The organism is Actinocorallia lasiicapitis, assembly GCF_054778695.1.
On record NZ_BAAGZI010000085.1, the window covers coordinates 1 to 19,111 of the forward strand.

19 protein-coding genes are annotated in these 19,111 nt (G+C 70.7%); 9 read left to right on the top strand and 10 right to left on the bottom strand.

All coding sequences use genetic code 11. From position 1 onward, the window contains the following. Together ACYVE7_RS12630 and ACYVE7_RS12635 are read right to left on the bottom strand one after the other, a co-directional pair. On the bottom strand, positions 1 to 1,314 hold a 1,314-nt coding region (locus tag ACYVE7_RS12630; RefSeq protein ID WP_460364847.1), incomplete at its 3' end, for a sensor histidine kinase. A 141-nt stretch (positions 1,315 to 1,455) separates the two neighbouring features. Next, on the bottom strand, positions 1,456 to 1,971 hold the full coding sequence (locus ACYVE7_RS12635; protein WP_460364829.1) for a GlcG/HbpS family heme-binding protein: 516 nt from the start codon (positions 1,969 to 1,971) through the stop codon (positions 1,456 to 1,458). A gap of 167 nt (positions 1,972 to 2,138) precedes the next feature. Between ACYVE7_RS12635 and ACYVE7_RS12640 the strand changes: the two genes are divergently transcribed. Beyond that, complete coding sequence (locus ACYVE7_RS12640; RefSeq protein ID WP_460364830.1) at positions 2,139 to 2,927, top strand: phosphatase PAP2 family protein; 789 nt, start codon at positions 2,139 to 2,141, stop codon at positions 2,925 to 2,927. On the opposite strand, the gene ACYVE7_RS12645 is transcribed toward ACYVE7_RS12640, so the two are convergent. After that, complete coding sequence (locus ACYVE7_RS12645) at positions 2,845 to 3,438, bottom strand: TetR family transcriptional regulator (RefSeq protein WP_460364831.1); 594 nt, start codon at positions 3,436 to 3,438, stop codon at positions 2,845 to 2,847. The genes ACYVE7_RS12640 and ACYVE7_RS12645 overlap by 83 nt on opposite strands. 161 nt (positions 3,439 to 3,599) lie before the next feature. Then, positions 3,600 to 5,558 (bottom strand): threonine--tRNA ligase, encoded by a 1,959-nt coding sequence (gene thrS / locus ACYVE7_RS12650; protein WP_460364832.1) that lies wholly within the window; start codon positions 5,556 to 5,558, stop codon positions 3,600 to 3,602. Between the two features lie 272 nt (positions 5,559 to 5,830). Here thrS and ACYVE7_RS12655 point away from each other — a divergent pair, with 272 nt between their 5' ends. The 3 genes from ACYVE7_RS12655 to ACYVE7_RS12665 all read left to right on the top strand — a co-directional run bounded on the left by ACYVE7_RS12655 (position 5,831) and on the right by ACYVE7_RS12665 (position 8,645). Then, positions 5,831 to 7,078, top strand: coding sequence for a sensor histidine kinase (locus ACYVE7_RS12655; RefSeq protein ID WP_460364833.1), 1,248 nt, complete (start codon positions 5,831 to 5,833; stop codon positions 7,076 to 7,078). Continuing rightward, entirely contained in the window at positions 7,056 to 7,703 is a 648-nt protein-coding gene (locus tag ACYVE7_RS12660) for a response regulator (RefSeq protein WP_460364834.1), read from the top strand. The genes ACYVE7_RS12655 and ACYVE7_RS12660 overlap by 23 nt, the downstream gene beginning before the upstream one ends. Before the next feature lie 75 nt (positions 7,704 to 7,778). Continuing rightward, positions 7,779 to 8,645, top strand: coding sequence for an alpha/beta hydrolase (locus ACYVE7_RS12665; RefSeq protein WP_460364835.1), 867 nt, complete (start codon positions 7,779 to 7,781; stop codon positions 8,643 to 8,645). A 48-nt stretch (positions 8,646 to 8,693) separates the two neighbouring features. Here ACYVE7_RS12665 and ACYVE7_RS12670 read toward each other — a convergent pair whose 3' ends face one another. Continuing rightward, complete coding sequence (locus tag ACYVE7_RS12670) at positions 8,694 to 9,650, bottom strand: quinone oxidoreductase family protein (RefSeq protein WP_460364836.1); 957 nt, start codon at positions 9,648 to 9,650, stop codon at positions 8,694 to 8,696. Positions 9,651 to 9,661: 11 nt separating this feature from the next. Continuing rightward, positions 9,662 to 10,390: an SDR family oxidoreductase gene (locus ACYVE7_RS12675; RefSeq protein WP_460364837.1), complete on the bottom strand. Its 729-nt coding sequence runs from the start codon at positions 10,388 to 10,390 to the stop codon at positions 9,662 to 9,664. 46 nt (positions 10,391 to 10,436) lie between these two features. Here ACYVE7_RS12675 and ACYVE7_RS12680 point away from each other — a divergent pair, with 46 nt between their 5' ends. Further along, entirely contained in the window at positions 10,437 to 11,648 is a 1,212-nt protein-coding gene (locus tag ACYVE7_RS12680; RefSeq protein ID WP_460364838.1) for an acyl-CoA dehydrogenase family protein, read from the top strand. 32 nt (positions 11,649 to 11,680) lie between these two features. Beyond that, positions 11,681 to 12,304 carry a TetR/AcrR family transcriptional regulator gene (locus ACYVE7_RS12685; protein WP_460364839.1) on the top strand — a complete coding sequence of 208 codons (624 nt, stop codon included), beginning with the start codon at positions 11,681 to 11,683 and terminating at the stop codon, positions 12,302 to 12,304. Here ACYVE7_RS12685 and ACYVE7_RS12690 read toward each other — a convergent pair. Continuing rightward, positions 12,301 to 13,824, bottom strand: coding sequence for an alpha/beta hydrolase family protein (locus ACYVE7_RS12690; RefSeq protein ID WP_460364840.1), 1,524 nt, complete (start codon positions 13,822 to 13,824; stop codon positions 12,301 to 12,303). The genes ACYVE7_RS12685 and ACYVE7_RS12690 overlap by 4 nt on opposite strands. Positions 13,825 to 14,005: 181 nt before the next feature. Here ACYVE7_RS12690 and ACYVE7_RS12695 point away from each other — a divergent pair, with 181 nt between their 5' ends. Together ACYVE7_RS12695 and ACYVE7_RS12700 are read left to right on the top strand one after the other, a co-directional pair. Further along, on the top strand, positions 14,006 to 14,605 hold the full coding sequence (locus tag ACYVE7_RS12695; protein ID WP_460364841.1) for a hypothetical protein: 600 nt from the start codon (positions 14,006 to 14,008) through the stop codon (positions 14,603 to 14,605). Between the two features lie 81 nt (positions 14,606 to 14,686). After that, the gene (locus tag ACYVE7_RS12700; protein WP_460364842.1) at positions 14,687 to 15,523 is read left to right on the top strand and encodes a hypothetical protein; all 837 of its coding nucleotides are present in this window, start codon (positions 14,687 to 14,689) and stop codon (positions 15,521 to 15,523) included. Positions 15,524 to 15,533: 10 nt separating this feature from the next. Here the strand turns inward: ACYVE7_RS12700 and ACYVE7_RS12705 are convergent, their stop codons facing one another. Next, a complete protein-coding gene (locus tag ACYVE7_RS12705) occupies positions 15,534 to 16,001 on the bottom strand; it encodes a GNAT family N-acetyltransferase (RefSeq protein WP_460364843.1) in 468 nt (155 codons plus the stop codon). A gap of 11 nt (positions 16,002 to 16,012) precedes the next feature. Further along, positions 16,013 to 16,570 carry a dihydrofolate reductase family protein gene (locus ACYVE7_RS12710; protein ID WP_460364844.1) on the bottom strand — a complete coding sequence of 186 codons (558 nt, stop codon included), beginning with the start codon at positions 16,568 to 16,570 and terminating at the stop codon, positions 16,013 to 16,015. A gap of 176 nt (positions 16,571 to 16,746) precedes the next feature. Between ACYVE7_RS12710 and ACYVE7_RS12715 the strand changes: the two genes are divergently transcribed. Next, on the top strand, positions 16,747 to 18,282 hold the full coding sequence (locus ACYVE7_RS12715) for an alkaline phosphatase D family protein (RefSeq protein WP_460364845.1): 1,536 nt from the start codon (positions 16,747 to 16,749) through the stop codon (positions 18,280 to 18,282). An 87-nt stretch (positions 18,283 to 18,369) separates the two neighbouring features. Here the strand turns inward: ACYVE7_RS12715 and ACYVE7_RS12720 are convergent. Next, positions 18,370 to 19,111: FG-GAP repeat protein (locus ACYVE7_RS12720; RefSeq protein ID WP_460364846.1), on the bottom strand; the 742-nt coding region annotated here is incomplete at its 5' end.

A 19,111-nucleotide genomic window follows, 5' to 3' on the forward strand; every position in this document is an offset into this window, starting at 1 on the left:
CGTGGTGGTGTCGCCGCCCGCGACGGCCAGCGTGCCGCCGTGGGCGAGGGCCAGTTCGGCGGCGATCGACAGCCGGAGGCCGCTGCCCGCCGCGGCCTTGCCCCGCTCGGTGTCGGGCAGCGAGAACCGGTCGGACAGCGACGCGCGCAGGTCCTCCGACGGCGGCCCTCCGTCGTCGGACACCTCCAGCACCGAGGACTCCCCGTCGGTGCGGGTCGTGACGGTGATGGAGCCCGCCGCATGGTGGGCGGCCTGGTCGAGCAGGTAGTCGAGCAGCCGGCCGAGCTGCTCGGGGTCGCCGACGACGGGCGCGGGTTCGAGAGCGAGTTCCGGTGGTTCGGCGCTGCGCTCGGCGGCCGACCTGGCGAGCACGGCCAGATCGAGGGGTTCGGTGCGCAGTTCGACCCCTGCCTCGATCCGGGTGAGCGTCAGCAGATCCTGGACGAGGTCCTGGAGCCGGTCGAGGCTGGCGGTCATCCGCTCGGTGGTCTCGGTCCAGTCGATGTCGTCGGGGTAGAGCGCGGCCTCGTCCAGCTCGGTGCGGAGCGCCGTGATCGGGGTCCGCAGATCGTGGGAGGCGTTGGCGATGAACCGGCGCTCCCGTTTGAGGCTGGACTCCAGCATGTCGAGGACCTCGTTGGAGGTGACGGCCAGCGCCCGCAGCTCGTCGTCGTGGCCGGGCAGCCGGAGCCGCTGGTCCAGCCCGCGCAGTCCGGATTCGGCGATCCGCTGGGTGTCGGCGCGGATGTCGTCGACGGGTTTGAGCGCCCGGCCCACGATCAGCCAGGTCCCCGCCCCCGCCAGCGCGATCATGAGGGGGATCAGGACGGCCAGCAGATAGACCAGCTTGTACCCGCCGTACCAGGGCACGGCCTCGGCGAATCCGTAGACGAACCAGTCGGCGCCGCCTCTGACGTAGCGGAACACGACCACGATCTCGCACTGGGCGAAGCCGGGCAGTGAGCAGACTTCCTTGTCCCGCCGGACGGCGTCGGGATCGGGGACGAGCGTGGAGATCCTGGGCCGTGTCCCGTAACCGTTGGTCCCGGCGGCCACTTCGCCGCTCCCGTCGACGACCTGGACCCCGGACAGCCCGCGGACCTGCTTCCTGACGGTCAGTGCGCGCCGGTCGTCGCCGCGCTGGAGGTCGGTGAGCGCCTGTAGCGCCGCGGTCGCGGCCTTCTCGGTCTGGTACTGCCGTTCCTGCTTGCGGACGTCGATGATCACCAGTATGGACACGACGCAGCAGATCAGCGCCATGAAGGCGCTCGCCGCCACCGTGAGCCGGGTCCGAATGGACCAGCCGTTCCTCATCCGTCCCACCGGACCTCCCGCAAGAGCTCTTCCCGGAGGGCGGCAAAGCGGGGGCCAACCAGTGGAATGATCTTGTGCAGAACGGCCGGAGGCCGCCGGGTCTCCCCCGGCGGCCTTCCCGCTGACGTGGTGCTTCCTCTCTTACCGCAGGCCGCGCTCGATGGCCTTCAGGCCTTCCTTGGCGAGCTTGTCGTCGATGTCGCCGGACGGGGCGCCCGCGACACCGATCCCCGCGATCGGGGCGTTGTCCACCGCGACCGGGACACCGCCACCCAGGAACAGAGTGCCCGGGATGTCGCGCAGGGTCGCGCCCTGACCGTTCGCGCCACCCGCCAGCTCCGTGGTCGAACGACCGAAGCTCACCGCGGTGAACGCCTTACGCTTCGCCGACTCCTCGGTCTGCGGACCACTGCCATCACCCCGAACAATGATCTTCACCGCACCCGAACGGTCCACGATCGCGACACTGACCCGCTGGTTCTCCTTCGCCGCGGCCTTCTGAACGGCATCGGCGACCTGGAGGGCGGCGTCGGCGGTCAGCGTGCTGCCCGTCTGCACGATCTTGGGGTCGATCGCGGCGGAGGCGGGGCTGCTGAAGGCGGCGGCACCGGCCGTGAGAGCGAGACCCGTGGCGGCGGTGGCGATCAGCTTCTTCATGGTGTTCTCCCTGGTCAGTGCGGACCCTTGCGGCCTCGCACTCACCACTCTGCGCCACCAGGGGCGCCGGGCCATCGGGGAAACGGACGATCCCGGAACCCCATCCGGTGGGCCCCGAAATCAACCGATCGGTTGATGTGCGGGACGGATCGGGTAGTCGGGACGGCATGACGCAGCTCGAGGCGGCCGGGACCGCACAGGATCGGCTCTGGCCGCGCACCCGGCTTCTCCGCGAAACGGCCCTGCTCGTCACCCTGTTCCTGCTGTACAAGGTCGGCAGACGGGTCGCCGACGGCCACCAGGAGCGGGCCTTCGCCAACGCGGACTCGGTCTGGCGGCTGGAACGGTCGCTGCGCCTGCCCGAGGAGGCGTCGTTCCAGCGTCTGGCCCTGCACGACGGCCTGATCCAGGCCGTCAACGCGTTCTACGCCTATGTGCACTTCCCGGCGATCGTGCTGTTCCTGGGCTGGATCTATTTCCGGCGCGCCGGGCACTACGGCTGGATCCGCACGACGCTGATCGCGATGACGGCGGGCGGTCTGCTGCTGCACGTCCTGGTGCCGCTCGCTCCCCCGCGGCTGCTACCGGGACTGGGAATGATCGACACGGGCGCGGTGTACGGGCCGCGGGTGTACGGGCCGCCGCAGTCCGACGGGGTGAACAACCAGTTCGCGGCGATGCCGTCCCTGCACGTCGGCTGGGCGCTGTTGATCGCGGTCGGCCTGATCGCGACGGGACGGACCGCGGCGCGGCTGCTCTGGCTGCTGCATCCGCTGGCGACCCTGCTGGTCGTCGTGGCGACCGCCAACCACTACTGGCTGGACGGCCTCGTCGGCTGCCTGCTGGTGTCGACCGCGTTCGGTTGCGGGCCGGTCAGGCGGTGGGCGTCCCGAGCACTCGGACGGCCATCCGGGCGATCCGTTCGGCGGCCTCCTCGTGCGGGCCGTCCGGTGTGATCAGGTAGCCGATGGTGACCCGGGTGACCATGTCGACGGAGAGTTCGACGTCCTCGGGCACCAGGTCGGGACGGTGCCGCGCGACCAGGTCGGCGACGGCACGGACGGTGTAGGGCAGCAGGGGCTCCGCCCTGGCCCGGAACATCTCGACCAGTTCCTCGCCGCGCCAGCCGACACGCGCGCTGGTGAGGATGCTGGCCAGCAGCGGGCTGGCCTCAGCCGACTTGAACGTGTAGAGGACGGCGTCGGCGACGGCGGCGCGGGCGTCGTCGCGGTGGTCGAGCAGGCAGTCCTTCAGCCCGTCCAGGTGCCGTTCGAACTCCCTGACGACCAGGGCCTCCCCCAGCGCGTCCTTGGAGCCGAACTCGTTGTAGGCGCTCTGCCTGCTGACGCCCGCCGCCGCCGCCACGTGCGCCACCCGGAGCCGCTGCCAGCCGTTGTCCTCGACGAGCCGGCAGGCGGCGTCGAGCAACCGGTCGCGCAGCGGCGAACGATCGCCTTGAATCGTCATGCACGGATATTACAGAAATGTCAGACGCGTCCGGTCTGTAGATATCCACACAACAGGTCACTCGTTCTTCGTGATATCCGCCGAAGCCCCCGCCCGGCACCGCGTGGCCGAGACCGCGCGGACGGGCCGCCCCCGGGACGGGAGCGGCCCGGCGGGGTGGGTCAGGTCTGGACGCGCTCCTTGACCACGCGGACGATCTCGGCGACGGCCTCGTCGACCGGGACGCCGTTGTTCTGCTCGCCCGACCGGTACCGGAACGACACCGCGCCCTTGGCGACGTCCTCGTCCCCGGCCAGCAGCATGAACGGCACCTTCTGCTTCTGGGCGTTGCGGATCTTCTTCTGCATCCGGTCGTTGGAGGAGTCGACCTCGACCCGGATGTGGTGCTCGCGGAGCTTGGCCGCGATCTCCTCCAGGTACTCGGTGTGCTCGTCGGCGATCGGGATGCCGACCACCTGGACGGGCGCCAGCCACGCCGGGAACGCGCCCGCGTAGTGCTCGACGAGAATGCCGAAGAACCGCTCGATCGAACCGAACAGCGCCCGGTGGATCATGACGGGGCGCTGGCGGGAGCCGTCAGCGGCCTGGTACTCCAGCTCGAACCGCTCCGGCAGGTTGAAGTCGAGCTGGATGGTCGACATCTGCCAGGACCGGCCGATCGCGTCCCGCACCTGGACGGAGATCTTCGGCCCGTAGAAGGCGGCGCCGCCCGGGTCCATGACGAGTTCGAGGTTCTCGGCCTCGGCGACCTCGCGCAGGGTCCTGGTCGATTCCTCCCACACCTCGTCGGAGCCGACGAACTTCTCCGGGTCCTTGGTGGACAGCTCCAGGTAGAAGTCGGTGAGCCCGTAGTCGCGGAGCAGGTCGAGGGTGAAGCGGAGGGTGGTGGTCAGCTCCTCCTTCATCTGCTCGCGGGTGCAGTAGATGTGGGCGTCGTCCTGGGTCAGGCCGCGCACGCGGGTCAGACCGTGGATCACCCCGGACTTCTCGTACCGGTAGACGGTGCCGAACTCGAACAGCCGCAGCGGCAGCTCGCGGTAGGAGCGGCCGCGCGCCCCGAACACGAGGTTGTGCATCGGGCAGTTCATCGGCTTCAGGAAGTACTCGGCGCCTTCGAGCTGCATCGCGGGGAACATGCCGTCGCGGTACCAGTCGAGGTGGCCCGAGACCTCGTACAGCTTGCCCTTGGTGATGTGCGGGGTGTTGACGAAGGAGTAGCCGGCCTCCTCGTGCTTGACACGCGAGTAGTTCTCCATCTCCCGGCGGATGATCCCGCCCTTGGGGTGGAAGACCGGCAGCCCGGAGCCGAGCTCGTCGGGGAAGGAGAACAGGTCGAGCTCGGCGCCCAGCTTGCGGTGGTCGCGCTTCTCGGCCTCGGCGAGCAGGTGCAGGTACTCGTCCTGCTTCTCGCGGGACTCCCACGCGGTGCCGTAGATCCGCTGGAGCTGCGGGTTCTTCTCCGAGCCGCGCCAGTAGGCGCCGCCGGAGCGCATCAGCTTGAACGCCGGGATGTTCCGGGTGGTCGGCAGGTGCGGGCCGCGGCAGAGGTCCTTCCAGCACAGGTCGCCGCTCTTGGGGTCGAGGTTGTCGTAGATGGTCAGCTCCGCGCCGCCCACCTCCACCGACTCCTCGTCGGCCGCGCCGCCCTTGAGCCCGATCAGCTCCAGCTTGTACGGCTCGGCGGCCAGCTCCGCGCGGGCGTCGTCGTCGGAGACGACACGGCGGGAGAACCGCTGACCCTGCTTGACGATCTGACGCATCCGCGCCTCGATCTTCTTCAGGTCGTCGGGGGCGAACGGCTGCTCGACGTCGAAGTCGTAGTAGAAGCCGTTCTCGACGGGCGGGCCGATGCCCAGCTTCGCGTCGGGGAACAGCTCCTGGACGGCCTGGGCCATCACGTGGGCGGTGGAGTGCCGCAGGATGTCCCGGCCGTCCTTGGAACCGATCTCGACCTCGTCGAGCACGTCCCCGTCCTGAACGACGTAGTCGAGGTCGCGCAGCTCGCCGTTGACCCGGGCGGCCACGACCCGCTTGGGATCGGCTTCCAGCACGTCCCCAGCCGTGGCGCCGGCGGCCACCGGGCGCTCGCTTCCGGCGAGGGTGACACGCAGTTCGGACACGGGAAACTCCTTGATCGCTCGTCTACACCTGAAAAGGCCCCGGGAGGTGTACTCCCGGGGCCTTGGGGTCGTCGCTGAGGCTAGTGCGCGCGAGTCGGCCGCCCGGGGGTACCGGGCGTCGTCGTCTCCCACATCACGGCCATGACCCACAGTGTAGCGAATCCGCGGGCCCGGCGAAGGTCATGGCGGCGCGTCCTCTACCTGAGAGGTATGTCCGGGTTCAACCCCTGGAGGCACGCGGCGGGCCCGGTGAGCGGTCTAGCCTCGGACACGTGAACGAACTGACGGTGCGGAAGATCCTCGATGCGATGCTCGACGCCGCCATCCGGGAACCCGTGGAACCGTCCCGGCACACCTACATCTGGCCCGCGGGGAGCCGGTGGCGCTGGCTGTCGATCGCGCTGCTGTCGATGCTCGGGGTCGGGCTGGCGGCCGGCTCGATCGCCATGTACATCAACTTCTACCACCAGCACACCACGCTGGCCTGGACCCTCGGCATCCTCCAGGGGCTGCCGCTGGTGGCGGCCGCGCGCTGGCCGCTGGGGTCCTGGCGGCTGATGCTCGGCGGCCTGCTGTGGAGCTGTGTGGCGATCGAGGGCCGGTTCATGCCCTGGGCGGTCACCTCGATCGTCGCGCTGGTCGTCGTCCTGTACGCGGTCGGCTCGTCGTACTCGGGGCGGGTGTCGGTGGGCGCGGGCGTGACGACGGCGGCCGTCATGGTGGGCATCGGCGTGCCGCTGGACCGGATCCTCCCCTGGTTCGGGATCATCCTCAGCGGGATCATCGCGCTGACCCTGACCTTCGGCAACGCCGTCGGCGGCAGGCAGCAGCTCGCCGAGCTCCTGGACGTCAACGAGGAGCTGCGCCGGCAGGAACACGCCAGGGCGGCCGTGCTCAAGGAGCGGTCGCGGATCGCCCGCGAGCTGCACGACGTGGTCGCCCACCACATGTCGGTGATCGCGCTCCAGGCCGAGGCCGCCCCCTTCAAGATCCCCGATCTTCCCGAGCCCGCCAAGGACACCTTCGCGATGCTCCGCGACGAGGCCCGCCAGGCGCTCGCCGAGACCCGCCGGGTGGTCGGGCTGCTCCGCTCCGACGACGATGCCGCCGAACGGGTCCCCCAGCCCGGGCTGGAGCGGATCGACGACCTGATCACCGCCCACGACGGGATCAAGATCGAGCTGCGGGTCACCGGGATGCCGCACGCGCTGCCCGAGGGGCTCGACCTGTCGGCGTTCCGGATCGTCCAGGAGGCGCTCAGCAACGCGTCCCGGTACGCGCCCGGCTCGACCGTGACGGTCGAACTGCACTACGGGGCGGAAACGCTGCGGATCGCGGTCCGCGACACCGGGCCGAAGACGGCCCCCGAGGCGTCGGGCGGCGGCCACGGCCTGGTCGGGATGCGGGAGCGCGTCGCGATGCTCGGCGGCAGCCTGTACTCCGGGTCGCAGGGCGAAGGATGGGCCGTGCTCGCCGAGCTCCCCTACGATGGCCTGCATGATCCGCGTGGTGATCGCTGACGATCAGGTGATGATCCGGGACGGGCTGGCCACCCTGCTGGCCTCCGACCCGGCAATCGATGTGGTGGGGCAGGCGGGCAACGGCCTGGAGGCGGTGAAGCTCTGCGCCGAACTGCGGCCCGACGTCGTCGTGATGGACATCCGGATGCCCGAGATGGACGGGCTCGCGGCCACGGCCAGGATCGCCGGAGAGAAGGACGCCCCGCGCGTCCTCATCCTGACCACCTTCGATCTTGACGAGTACGTCTACGAGGCGCTGGGGGCCGGGGCGAGCGGTTTCCTGCTCAAGGACGCCTCGGCGGGCGACCTGATCAGCGCCGTCCGGGTGGTCGCGGCGGGCGACGCGCTGCTGGCCCCCTCGGTGACCCGCCGGCTGATCGGCGATTTCGCGCGCCGCCGCCGGCACGAACGGCCCCGCTCCAACGCCGCCGACGCCCTCACCCCGCGCGAGCTGGACGTCCTGCGGCTGATCGCCCGTGGTCTGTCCAACGCCGAGATCGCCGGTGAGCTGTTCCTGGCCGAGCAGACGGTGAAGACGCACGTGGGGCATGTCCTCACCAAGCTGGGACTAAGGGATCGGACCCAGGCCGTGGTCTTCGCCTACGAGAACGGCATCGCGGGCTAATACCCGCGATGGGTACGGCAATTCACCACTAGGGCTGATGCGAGCATCCCGAGCTGTTCCGTAAGGTCTGTGCTCGTGAAGACGCTGAAGACGTTCGCCCTGACCACGGCGTTCTCCGTCGTGACCGGGGGCGGCTCCTGGCTGACGGGCGCGGATCCGCACGCGCGCCTGCCCGAGCTGCTCCCCATGCCGCAGGGGGCCGTCAGCGCGGTGGCCACGCCCGGGCGTCTTCTCGCCTATGACGAGCGGGGCGACGGCCGCGCCATCCAGCTCTTCGGCGATCTCGAGACGGCCGACCGGGTCGCGGTGCTGGTGCCCGGGACGGGCTGGGATCTGGAGAAGCTGCTCGACGGCTCCCGGCAGGCCGACCCCGTCGCGGGCGCCCAGCTCCTGCTGCCCCTGATGCGGAAGATGGCGCCGAAGTCCAGGACCGCGGTGATCGTCTGGCTGGGCTACGACGCCCCGGAGAACATCGACCGGCGGGCGTTCCGCTCGGAACGGGCCATCGAGGGCGCGGACGCGCTGGTCAAGTATGTGAACACCCTGCCGGAGCGGGCCGCGGTGACCTTGGTCGGGCACAGCTACGGCACCGTCGTGATCGGCCGGGCCGCCTCCCGGCTGCCCCGGGTCTCCGACATCGTCGCCCTGGCCTCCCCCGGCATGGACTCGCCCTCAGCCGCCGACCTCGGCACCGGCGCCCGGATCTGGGCCGCCCGCGCCGCCGACGACCCCATCGAGTACACCCCGCACCTCCGCTGGATCGGCTACGGCCACGAAACCGACCCCATCGCCCCCGAGTTCGGCGCACGGGTCTTCAGGACCGGCGCCATCCACGGCCACGGCGGCTACTACTCCCCCGGCTCCGAATGCCTGGACAACCTCGCCCGGATCATCCTGGGCCACACCTCGGACGTCACCCTCACCGACCCGTCCGCCCTCTGAAACCACCAGACCCCCGGACCGTCCGGCCGGGGGTCTGAGCGCCGGGAGTCAGCGGGCGGTGTCGAGGACGAGCTTGCCGGTGGTGCGGCGGGAGCGGAGGGCCTCGTGGGCCAGCCGGGCGTCGGCCAGGGCGTAGACGCCGCCGTCGACGACCTTGAGCTCGCCGGTGGCGGCCACGGCCAGCAGCTCGGTCATGGCCTGGCGCATGACGTCGCCGGGAAGGCGGAAGACGTGCGGAAGCCACATGCCGATGACGGCCGTCGAGTGCTTGAGCAGGGCCGGGGCCTGGATCGGGGCGGGCAGCTCGCGGGAGGCCATCCCGTAGAAGGCCAGCCGGCCGAACGGGGCGAGCGCGGCCAGGGACTGGTCGGTGACGGTGCCGCCGGTCATCTCCAGGACGACGTCGACGCGCTTGCCGCCGTTGGCCTCGATCAGCGCGGACTTCAGATCGGGCGTGTTGACGTCCACGGCGACGTCCGCGCCGAGGTCGAGCGCCAGTTTCCGCTTCTCCTCGCTGGAGGCCGTGGCGATCACCCGTCCCGCGCCGAACGCCTTGGCGAGCTGGACGGCCAAGGTGCCCACACCCCCGGCGGCGGCGTGCACGACGACCGATTCACCGGGCTCCAGGTGCACGCTCTTGCGGAGCAGCAGCCAGGCCGTCGTCCCCTGGACGACGAGGCCGAGCGCGGTCTGGTCGTCGACGGCGTCGGGCAGGTCGTAGGTGGCGGCCTCGTAGGCGACGGCCTTCTCGGCGTAGCCGCCGCCGTCGTTGAGCAGGGCCACGACCCGGCGTCCGCCGACGGTTCCGGCGACTTCGCCGCCGGGGATCAGCGGGAGCTGGGCGGCCGACAGGTAGGAGTTCTCGGCCTGGTGGGTGTCGGCGTAGTTGATCCCGGCGCGGGTCACGTCGATGAGGACCTGGCCGGGGCCCGGCACGGGCTCGGGGACGTCGGCGAGGGTGAGGACCTCGGGTCCGCCGAACTCGGTGATCTGGATGGCGCGCATGGTGGCTTTCCTCAGGCTCGGGGTCCGGGGACGCCCCGGAACCGGAAGGATTCGAAGTCGCGGCCCGGGACGACGGGCCAGGCCTGGCCGGACTCCCCGCTGGCGACGATCACCTCGAACGCGTCGACGACGGTCTCGACGTCGAGGATCGGGAAGTCGCCGAGGAACGGGCGGATCGGGCCGAGGATGTCGGTCTCGGCGAACGAGGGGCACAGGGCGTTGACCCGGATGCCCTCGGGCTCGTGCAGCGGGCCGAGTGCCCGCACCAGCCCGACGACGGCCGCCTTGTTGGCCCCGTAGATCGGGTCGAAGGGGGTGGCGGTGAGCCCCGCCATGGACGCGGTGGCGATGATGTCACCACCGCCGCGGGCCCGCAGCGCGGGCAGCGCGGCCTGCACCCCGTAGACGACCCCGTCCAGGTTGATCGCCATGGCGCGGCGGTACTTCTCGACGTCGAAGCCGGTGTCGAGGTCGCAGCCGGTGGAGACGCCCGCGTTGAGGAAGGCCAGGTCGAGCCCGCCGTACAGCTCGGTCGCGGCGGCCACGGCCCGGACGCTCTCGGACGGTTCGCGCACGTCGCAGGGGACGAAGGCCGCGCCGAGCTCCTTGGCGAGGGCTTCGCCGCGTGCGACGTCCACGTCGGCGAGCACCACCCGGGCTCCCCGTCCGGTGAGCCGCCGGGCGACGGCGGCTCCGATCCCGTTCGCACCACCGGTGATCAGGGCGATCTTCCCTTGCATGGGGCACTCCCTCGTAAGTGACTGACGCGTCAGTTACTATAGCGTCATGGACTTCGGATTGAGCGAGCGGGCCGCCGACCATCTGGCGCGGCTGCAGGATTTCATGGACGCCTCCGTGTACCCCGCCGAGGCGGTCTACGCGGCTCAGCGCGCGGAGCTGCGCGCCGCGGGCCAGGAGCACACGGTCCCCCCGATCGTGGAGGAACTCAAGGCCGAGGCCCGCAAGCGCGGTCTGTGGAACCTGTTCCTCCCCGCGGTCTCCGGGCTGACCAACACCGACTACGCGACGCTGGCCGAGGTCACCGGCCGCTCCCCGCTGCTCGCGCCGGAGGCCACCAACTGCGCGGCGCCCGACACGGGCAACATGGAAGTGCTGCACATGTTCGGCAGCGAACGGCAGAAGGCGTACTGGCTGGAGCCGCTGCTGGAGGGCGAGATCCGGTCCTGTTTCGGGATGACCGAGCCGGACGTCGCCTCCTCGGACGCCACCAACATCGCCACCTCGATCCGCCGCGACGGCGACGAGTACGTGATCAACGGCCGCAAGTGGTGGATCACCGGCTCCGCCGACCCGCGCTGCAAGATCATGATTCTGATGGGCAAGACCGATCCCGAAGCCCACATCTACATGCAGCAGTCGATGATCCTGGTGCCGCTCGACACCCCGGGCGTCACCATCGAGCGGGCCCTGCCCGTCTTCGGCTACTCCGACCAGCACGGCCACTGCGAGATCACGCTGACCGACGTGCGGGTGCCGGTGGAGAACCTGATCGGCGAGGAGGGCCACGGCTTCCTCATCGCGCAGGCTCGGCTCGGACCCGGCCGGATCCACCACTGCATGCGCGCCATCGGCATGGCCGAGCGCGCGCTGGAGCTGATGTGCACGCGTGCGGCGTCGCGGGTCGCCTTCGGCAAGGAGCTGGCGCGGCAGGGCGTGATCCAGGAGTGGATCGCCGAGTCGCGGATGGCGATCGAGCAGGCCAGGCTGCTGACCCTGAAGACCGCGTGGCTGATCGACACCCAGGGCGTCAAGGCGGCGCGGTCCGAGGTCGCCGCGATCAAGGTCGTGGTGCCGCGGATGGCGCTCGACGTCGTCGACAAGGCCATCCAGGTGCACGGCGGCGCGGGCGTCTCCGACGACACTCCCCTCGCCGCGATGTGGGCGGGGCTGCGCACGCTGCGCCTCGCGGACGGGCCCGACGAGGTCCATGTCCGCTCGGTCGCGCGGACGGAGCTCGCCCCCTACCTTGGTAAGTGACAGGGAGTCCACGGAAACGGGGGCCATCTTCCGTGGCCGGTAAACGTCTGAGCGCGGCGACGCGCCGTGATCAACTGCTGGGCGCCGCGCTCGCCGAGTTCGGCAGGCGCGGCTTCCACCTCACCCAGATGGAGCATGTGGCGGCGGCCGCCGGGGTCTCCAAGGCGCTGCTCTACCAGCACTTCGACAGCAAGGAACGGCTGTTCGGCGAGGTCGCCCAGGGCATCGTCGACGATCTGACGGCGCGGCTGGCGGCCTCCGACCTGGCCGGCAGCACCTCGCTGGAGCGCGTCGGCGGGATGGTGGCGACCCTGTTCGACTACGCGACCGCGGAGCCCGACGCCTGGACCCTGATCGTCCGGCATCTCGACAAGCCCGAAGTCGGCCCCGAGCTGCGGGAACTGCGCGAGAGCTTCGGTGCTTCGGCGGCCGGGCTGCTGCTGTCGCGGCGGCGCGGCCGGCTGTCGCCCGAGGCGATGGAGGTCAACGAGCGCCGCGCGCGGCTGCTCGTCCCCCTGGTGTACGGCTCGCTGTTCTCGCTGATCTCGTGGTGGCTGGAGCATCCCGACACCTCGCGGGAGCGCGCCGAGTCCATGGCCCTGGAGTTCGTGTGGCTGGGCCTGGACCGGCTGCGCTCCGGCGAGCGTCTGGGCTAGAGCCTCGGGCCCGGCTGGACGAGCGGCAGCGTGACGTCGGCGGTCAGGGTGACCTCGCCGGTGGAGCGCTGCCAGTCGAACAGGCCGGTGATCGGGACGATCTGGAGTTCGAGCCTGCTGTCGGGGCCGACCGTGTAGGACAGCGCCTCCAGGTCGCGGGTGACGGTCCGCTCCCTGCCGTCCAGGACGACCGGCAGCGGGGTGGCCTGGTTGCCGACGACACGGCCGGTCTTCCGGTCGATGATCTGCGCGAACAGCGCGGTCTTCGGCTGCTGGGCCGTCCCTTTGTAGCGGAGTGTGACCGATCCCACGCCGACGGTCTGGCCCTGCCCGTGCACCGGCACGTTGACGGCCTTGGCGCCGATCTCCGCCTTCATCACATACGGCGGGAACGGCAGGCCGCCCTTGCCCGGCGCGGGCTTCTGTTGGAGATAGGGCTCGATGTCCTTGCGCGAGAACTGGAGTGAACCCGAGCCCGACGCCTTGAGCGCGCCCGCGGAGTTCGGCGGATACGCCTTGGCCGTCCGGTAGACGCCGTGCTGGTCGAGGTATTCGAATCCGGCGCCGGTCCGCACCGAGCGGTCGCGCTTGAGGTAGCGGGCGAACCAGTCGAGGGTCGCCTTCATGGTGCGGTCGGGGCCCGCGTCGTCGGCACAGATTCCGTGGCCGCCGCAGAACCAGACCATCTTCACCGGGGCGCCGTTGCCCTTGACGGTCTTGTAGTTGGCGATGCCCTCACGGAGCGTGAACAGGGTGTCGACGGTGCCCTGGAGGATCAGGGTGGGGATCTTGATCCGCTTCACCAGGTAGGCGGGGCCGTGCTCACGGAACCACTGCTCGGTCTTCGGGGTCAGGGTGCCGCTGGCCAGGCCGGTGGCGCAGGCCTCGCGGACCTTGGCGTCCATCTTGTTTCCCTGGAGGAAGCCGCTGGAGCACAGCAGCAGGCCCCAGCCGGCGCGGAAGATCCGGTCGCGGTAGAGGCTGTTCTCGACGCTGTTGAACGCGACCATCGGGGCGATCACGTCGACGCGCTTGTCCAATCCCGCGGTGACGAGCTGGATCGCTCCGCCGTAGCTCGGGCCCGCCATGCCCATCCGGGGGTCCTTGCGCCCGTCGAGCAGGACTTCGGGCTGCTTGGCCGTCCAGTCGATGAGCTTGCGGACGTCGCGGCCCTCGACGCGCGGGTCGTCGACGGCGGCGGCGCCGCCCGAGCCGAACCCGCGGGCGTTCCAGGTGACCACGTTGTAGCCGGCCTTGAGCAGCGGGCCGAGCTGGCCCGCCTTGCGGTCGGTCTCGCCGCGTCCGCCCCAGCCGTGGCCGAGCAGCACGACGGGCCTGCGCTCGCCTTTCTTCAGGCCGGGCGCACGGAAGAAATGGGTGACGATCTTGACGCCGTCGAACGATTTCACGTTGACGGTGCGGGAGGGCGGGGCGGCCACGGCGGGGATGGGCGTCATGGCGACCGCTGCGAGGGTGGACGCCGCCAGCGAGGCGGTGATCAGCGGCTTTCGGGGGGACAAGGGTGCGCCTCCTCAGGAACAAAAAGTGAACATTATTCAATCAGGGTTCACTTACCGCGGCCAGTGCGGGCAATCGAAAAACATGGGGATGAGACGGGCACTAGTCTCTAGATGTGAATCAACGGGCCGGATGGTAGTAATGCACGTCAAAGCAGCAATCATCGTGAGTTGTTCTCTACTGGTGGCCGGCTGTGGGGCGTCCGTCTCCAGCGACCCGCAGGCGGCCGGCAACGGCTTCACCGCCGGCCCTTCGGCCGTGGCGACCCCGACGGCGGGACCCGGCGTCCCGACCCCCGTGGCGACCGCGCCGCCCACCCCGACGACGGCCCCCGGGACCACCGACCCGCCCGCCGGCCGGATCAAGACGATCGCCGACTTCGAGACCCTCCTCACCAACGCGATCTACGACAAGCAGCGGAAGGGCCGTCCGTCCCTCCACGTCGAGCGCCGCAAGTACGCCCAGTACCAGTTCATCGTGAAGTGGCAGGTGAGCACGGTGGCCGAGGATCCGGTCGCGGCCCGCCTCGCCGCCCAGGACGCCGTCCGCGTCCTCACCTTCGTCAAGAAGGCGGATCTGCCGGTCTACGGGTCGGTCCTGCTGCTGATCTCCGCCCGGGTCGACGACCGCAAGAACGGCGCGACGATCGTCTCCCAGGTGGTTAGGGCGAAGTACTCGGCGGCGGCCGTCAAGGGCACCGTGTTCGACGTCCGGAAGGTCTGGCGGCAGACCGACGACAAGCCGGCGACCGTGCATCCGGCGTTCAAACTGAACGGATCGTAGTGGGGCTTGCGGTTCCGGTGAGATCAGGGCGATCATGACGATCAGCCCACTTTCGTCAGGGCCGACCCGGAAGGGGGTGCGATGCCCGAGGAACGCGCCTCCGCCGTCCGGCGGTACTTCACCGTCAGCCCGGTTCCGCCGCTCCCCCGGCGCACCGACAACGAGCGGGTGCTCCTGCTCGTCGGCGGGGTACTGAGCCTGGTCGGGATCATCCTGCTGATCGCCAGCACGATGATCGGGCTGGTCCTCACCCTCACCGGACTGGTGCTGGCCGGGCTGGCGTGGCGGCGGCTCAAGGACACCGAGGACCGCAACGCCGTCCTGCGTTCGGACTACCTCGCGGCGCTGCGAGCGTCCGAACCCAAGCCCGCCGACGAGGAGATGGACTCCTGGCTGGAGAGCTCGCTCCGCAGGGCCGTGGACGTCGGCTGGCGGGAACTGGGCCTCAAGTCCTTCGGCGGGATCGGCTCGGCCGAACTGCAGGTCGTCGGGATCCCCCGCTACTCGGGCGGGCTCGCCGGACGGCTCGGCGAGGACGGCAGGCTGCGGCTCAGCTCGTACGAGGTGACGGTCTTCTATCTGACCGACCGGAAGGTCTGCGTGTTCCAGGCCGTGCTCAACATGGCCTCGGGCGGGCTGCGCAACGCCTCCACCCACGAGTTCTACCGGCAGCACATCAGCATGTTGTCGACCGAACGCTCCGTGGTGGCCTTCCCCGTGACGCGCGCCCACGAGGGGCACACCGAGCCGATGGCCGTGCCGACGCGGCGCGTCGAGATCGGCGCCTCCACCGGGACCGTCTCGACCGACCTCGGGATCCTCGACTCCCTGGAGTGGATCTCACGGCCAGGACTCCAGGCCGTCGAGGAGCTCCGCCGGCAGCTCGACTGGTCGGCCGGCCGGGATCTGTCCGGGTAGAGCCGTCCCGCTAGAGCCGCTTCTCCATGCAGACCGACAGGGCGATCCGGTCGTACGGCGGGAAGATCGGGATCGGGGTCCAGCCTTCGCGTTCGTACAGGCGGATCGCGTCGGGCTGGCGTTCACCGGTGTGCAGGATCACCCGTGCGGCGCCGTGGGCGCGTGCCGTCCGCTCCACCCAGTCCAGCAGGGCGTTCGCGACGCCCGTCCCCCGGTGTTCGGGGGCCACGTACATGCGTTTGAGCTCGAGGTCGCCGCGGTGCCTGCGGAGCGCCGCATGGCCGACGGGGACTCCGTCGCCGGTGTAGGCGACGGCCGTGGCCAGCACCTCGACGACGGCCAGGGCTTCGCTCTGCCGCTCGCTCGCGGCGGCGATGAGGTCGGCGTAGCGCTCCGTCATCTCGGCGCCCATCGCCTTCCGCAACGCCACCGCGTCGGCGTCGTCCCATGCCACGTCCCGCACTTCACGCTCGCTCACACTCGGTGAGATTACCGGGCGGGCTCTTCGGCGGGCACGTAGGTGACCGCGATGACCCCGGTCTTGAAGGTCGTCGACTCGGCGACCTTCAGCTTGACCTGCTGGCCGATACCGTCGAAGAGCTTGTCGCCCTCGCCGACGACGACCGGGTGGATGAGCAGGCGCAGCTCGTCCAGGAGGCCCTCGGTGAGCAGCCAGCGGACCAGGGTGGCGCTGCCCGTCATCCCGATGGCCTTGCCCTCGGACTCCTTGAGCGCGCGGATCTCCTTGGCGACGTCGCCGGACAGGAGCGTGGTGTTGTTCCAGTCGGCGGACTCCAGGGTCTGGGAGACCACGTACTTCTTCGCGCCGTTGATCATGACGGCGATCTCGTTGTCGTCGCCCTGCTCCGGCCAGTAGGAGGCGAAGGCCTCGTAGGTCTTGCGGCCGTACAGCGTGGCGTCGGCCTCGGCCATCGCGGCGCCGACCGCCGCGCCCATCTCGTCGTTGAACCAGGGGAAGTGCCAGGCCTCGGGGGCCTCGATGACGCCGTCGAGCGAGATGAACAGGCTGGCGATGATCTTACGCATTTCGGTCTCCTCAGTGGCTGCGCCGCGTTCCGGCGATGACTCCAATCTCCCACCGACAAATCTTTTTGTCAAGGCCGGTTCTTCCGTCGGAGATGGGACTTCATCTGGAGTTGGCCTCTCCTTCGGCACCGGCTCGCGCGCACCTCAGACAGGTGACCTGCACTGACGGAGTGAGCGTGACGCGCAGAACCGTGCTGTCGGCCGGCGGCCTGTCCGCCCTGGCCGCGATCCCCCTGGCCCCCCTCCCCGAGGTCTCGGCGGCCGTACCGGATCCGTTCCGGCTCGGGGTGGCCTCGGGCGAACCGACCGCCGACGGGGTCGTGCTGTGGACCAGGCTCGCCACCCGCCCCCTGGCCGAGGACGGACTGGGCGGGATGGGGAAGCGGGCCGTCAGGGTCGACTGGCAGATCGCCGAGGACGAGCGGTTCCGGAAGATCGTCCGGGCGGGGACGGCCACGGCGTCGCCGCGGTCGGGGTTCGCGGTGCACGTGGAGGTCGGCGGGCTGCGGCCGGACGGCGAGTACTTCTACCGGTTCCGGGCGTCCGGGCATCTGTCCCCGGCCGGACGGACACGGACGGCGCCCGCACCGGGCTCGATGAGCCCGCTGCTGTTCGCGGCGGCGTCGTGCGCGCACTACGAGCACGGCTACTTCACCGCCTACCGGCGGCTGGCCGAGCGGCATCCCGATCTGGTCGTGCATCTCGGCGACTACATGTACGAGTACTCCTCCGGCGCGTACGTCGGCGCGAACGGCGTGGTGCGCAAGCACACCGGCGGCAAGCTGCAGTCGCTGGCCGACTACCGGCGGCGGCACGCCCAGTACAAGTCCGACCCCGATCTGCGGGCCGCGCACGCCGCCGCGCCCTGGGCCGTCATCTGGGACGACCACGAACTCGAGGACAACTGGGCGGGAAAGACCCCCGGCACCGGGGCGCCCGGCTTCAGCGCCCGCAAACGCAACGCGATGCGCGCCTACTACGAGAACATGCCGCTGCGGCGCGGCTCGCTGCCGCACGGCACGAAGATCCAGCTCTACCGGCGGCTCCGCTGGGGTTCGCTCGCCACGCTGCACCTGCTCGACACCCGCCAGTACCGCTCCGACCAGGCGTGCGACGACTGGTCGCGCACCGACTGCGAAGCCCGCCTGTCGGGGGCGCGCACGCTGATGGGGGCCCGTCAGCTCGACTGGCTCGCCGACGGCCTGCGCGCCTCCGGCGCCCGCTGGGATCTGCTCGGCCAGCAGGTCTTCCTCGCGCAGCGCGACTTCACGCTCGGCCCGGCACGTGAGCTCAGCATGGACGCCTGGGACGGCTACGCCGCCGACCGCGACCGGCTGTTCGCGGCGATCCGCTCCTCCGGGGTGCGGAACCCGGTCGTGCTGACCGGTGACGTCCACACGGCCTACGCCGCCGACCTCCTGCGGGACTTCGACGACCCGTCCTCCGCGCGGATCGGCGTGGAGCTGGTCGCGACGTCCATCGCGTCCGACGGCGACGGCTACGACGACCGGGCCGCCAACGCCGCGCTCCTGGCCGAGAACCCCCATCTGGCCTTCACCGACCAGCGCCGCGGCTTCCTGCTCTCCCACGTGACCGGCGACTCCCTCACCGCCGAGTTCCACCACCTGCCCCGCATCTCCCGCCAAGGCGCCCCGTCCCGCCTCGCAGCCCGCTTCACCATCCCCGACGGCACCCGCTCCCTGGCCCGCTGACCCCGCGCTCAGCCGGGAGCGACCCAGGGCCCCCGGCCGTCCAGCCGGGGCCGTTCCAGCCCGCTCCCTGGCCCGCTGACACTGCGCTCAGGCGAGGGCGAAGCCCAGGAGGCCATGGCCGTCCAGGGGGAAGGGCGTGCGGGTGGTGGACCGGTAGGTGAACAGGGTTCCGGAGTAGGCGTTCGCGCCGGGGGCCGCCACGTAGAGGGTGCGCTGGCGGATCTTGAGGGTCAGGGCGAACTGGGCCTGTGCGGGGAGCGGCGAGGCGAGGATCCTCGTGCGGACGGGAGGCTGGTGGCGGCGGCCGTAGAGGACCTGGACGCGGCCTGCGCCCGGCACGCCGATCGCGAGGTCCGTGATGTGGTCTCCGTCGAGATCCCCGGCGGCGAGCGCGGCGCCGTAGAACTCGGTGCGGCGGGTTCCCCTCCGGAAGTACATGTTGTGGCGTTCCCTCAGCGCCGGGCCGAAGAACAGGTGGACGACCCCGTGGCCGAAGTCACGGTCCTTGTCGCCGACCGCCTCGGCCGGGACGCCGACGGCCAGGTCGGCCCTGCCGTCCTTGTCGAAGTCGCCGACGGCCAGGGCCGAGCCGAACTTGTCGCCGCGTTCGGGTGAGCCGCTGGTCTTCCCCGCCTGGGAGAAGTTGCGGCCCTTGCCGGTGAGGGGGTCGAGGACCGTCACCGAGCCCTGGCTGCGGTGGCCGTCGCCGGGCAGGCCCACGGCGATCCGGGGGCGGCCGTTCCCGGCGAAGTCGCCGATCGCGACGGTCGTGCCGAAGCCGTCGGTGCGGGCCTGGCGCCTGCCCTTCCGGCCGATGCCCGAGCCGAAG

What these genes read in the sequence shown, in the direction of transcription:
- ACYVE7_RS12635 (WP_460364829.1), bottom strand. Translation starts at nt 1,971, where the DNA reads ATGAAGAAGCTGATCGCCACCGCCGCCACGGGTCTCGCTCTCACGGCC.
- ACYVE7_RS12640 (WP_460364830.1), top strand. Translation starts at nt 2,139, where the DNA reads ATGACGCAGCTCGAGGCGGCCGGGACCGCACAGGATCGGCTCTGGCCG.
- ACYVE7_RS12645 (WP_460364831.1), bottom strand. Translation starts at nt 3,438, where the DNA reads ATGACGATTCAAGGCGATCGTTCGCCGCTGCGCGACCGGTTGCTCGAC.
- ACYVE7_RS12660 (WP_460364834.1), top strand. Translation starts at nt 7,056, where the DNA reads ATGATCCGCGTGGTGATCGCTGACGATCAGGTGATGATCCGGGACGGG.
- ACYVE7_RS12670 (WP_460364836.1), bottom strand. Translation starts at nt 9,650, where the DNA reads ATGCGCGCCATCCAGATCACCGAGTTCGGCGGACCCGAGGTCCTCACC.
- ACYVE7_RS12675 (WP_460364837.1), bottom strand. Translation starts at nt 10,390, where the DNA reads ATGCAAGGGAAGATCGCCCTGATCACCGGTGGTGCGAACGGGATCGGA.
- ACYVE7_RS12680 (WP_460364838.1), top strand. Translation starts at nt 10,437, where the DNA reads ATGGACTTCGGATTGAGCGAGCGGGCCGCCGACCATCTGGCGCGGCTG.
- ACYVE7_RS12700 (WP_460364842.1), top strand. Translation starts at nt 14,687, where the DNA reads ATGCCCGAGGAACGCGCCTCCGCCGTCCGGCGGTACTTCACCGTCAGC.
- ACYVE7_RS12710 (WP_460364844.1), bottom strand. Translation starts at nt 16,570, where the DNA reads ATGCGTAAGATCATCGCCAGCCTGTTCATCTCGCTCGACGGCGTCATC.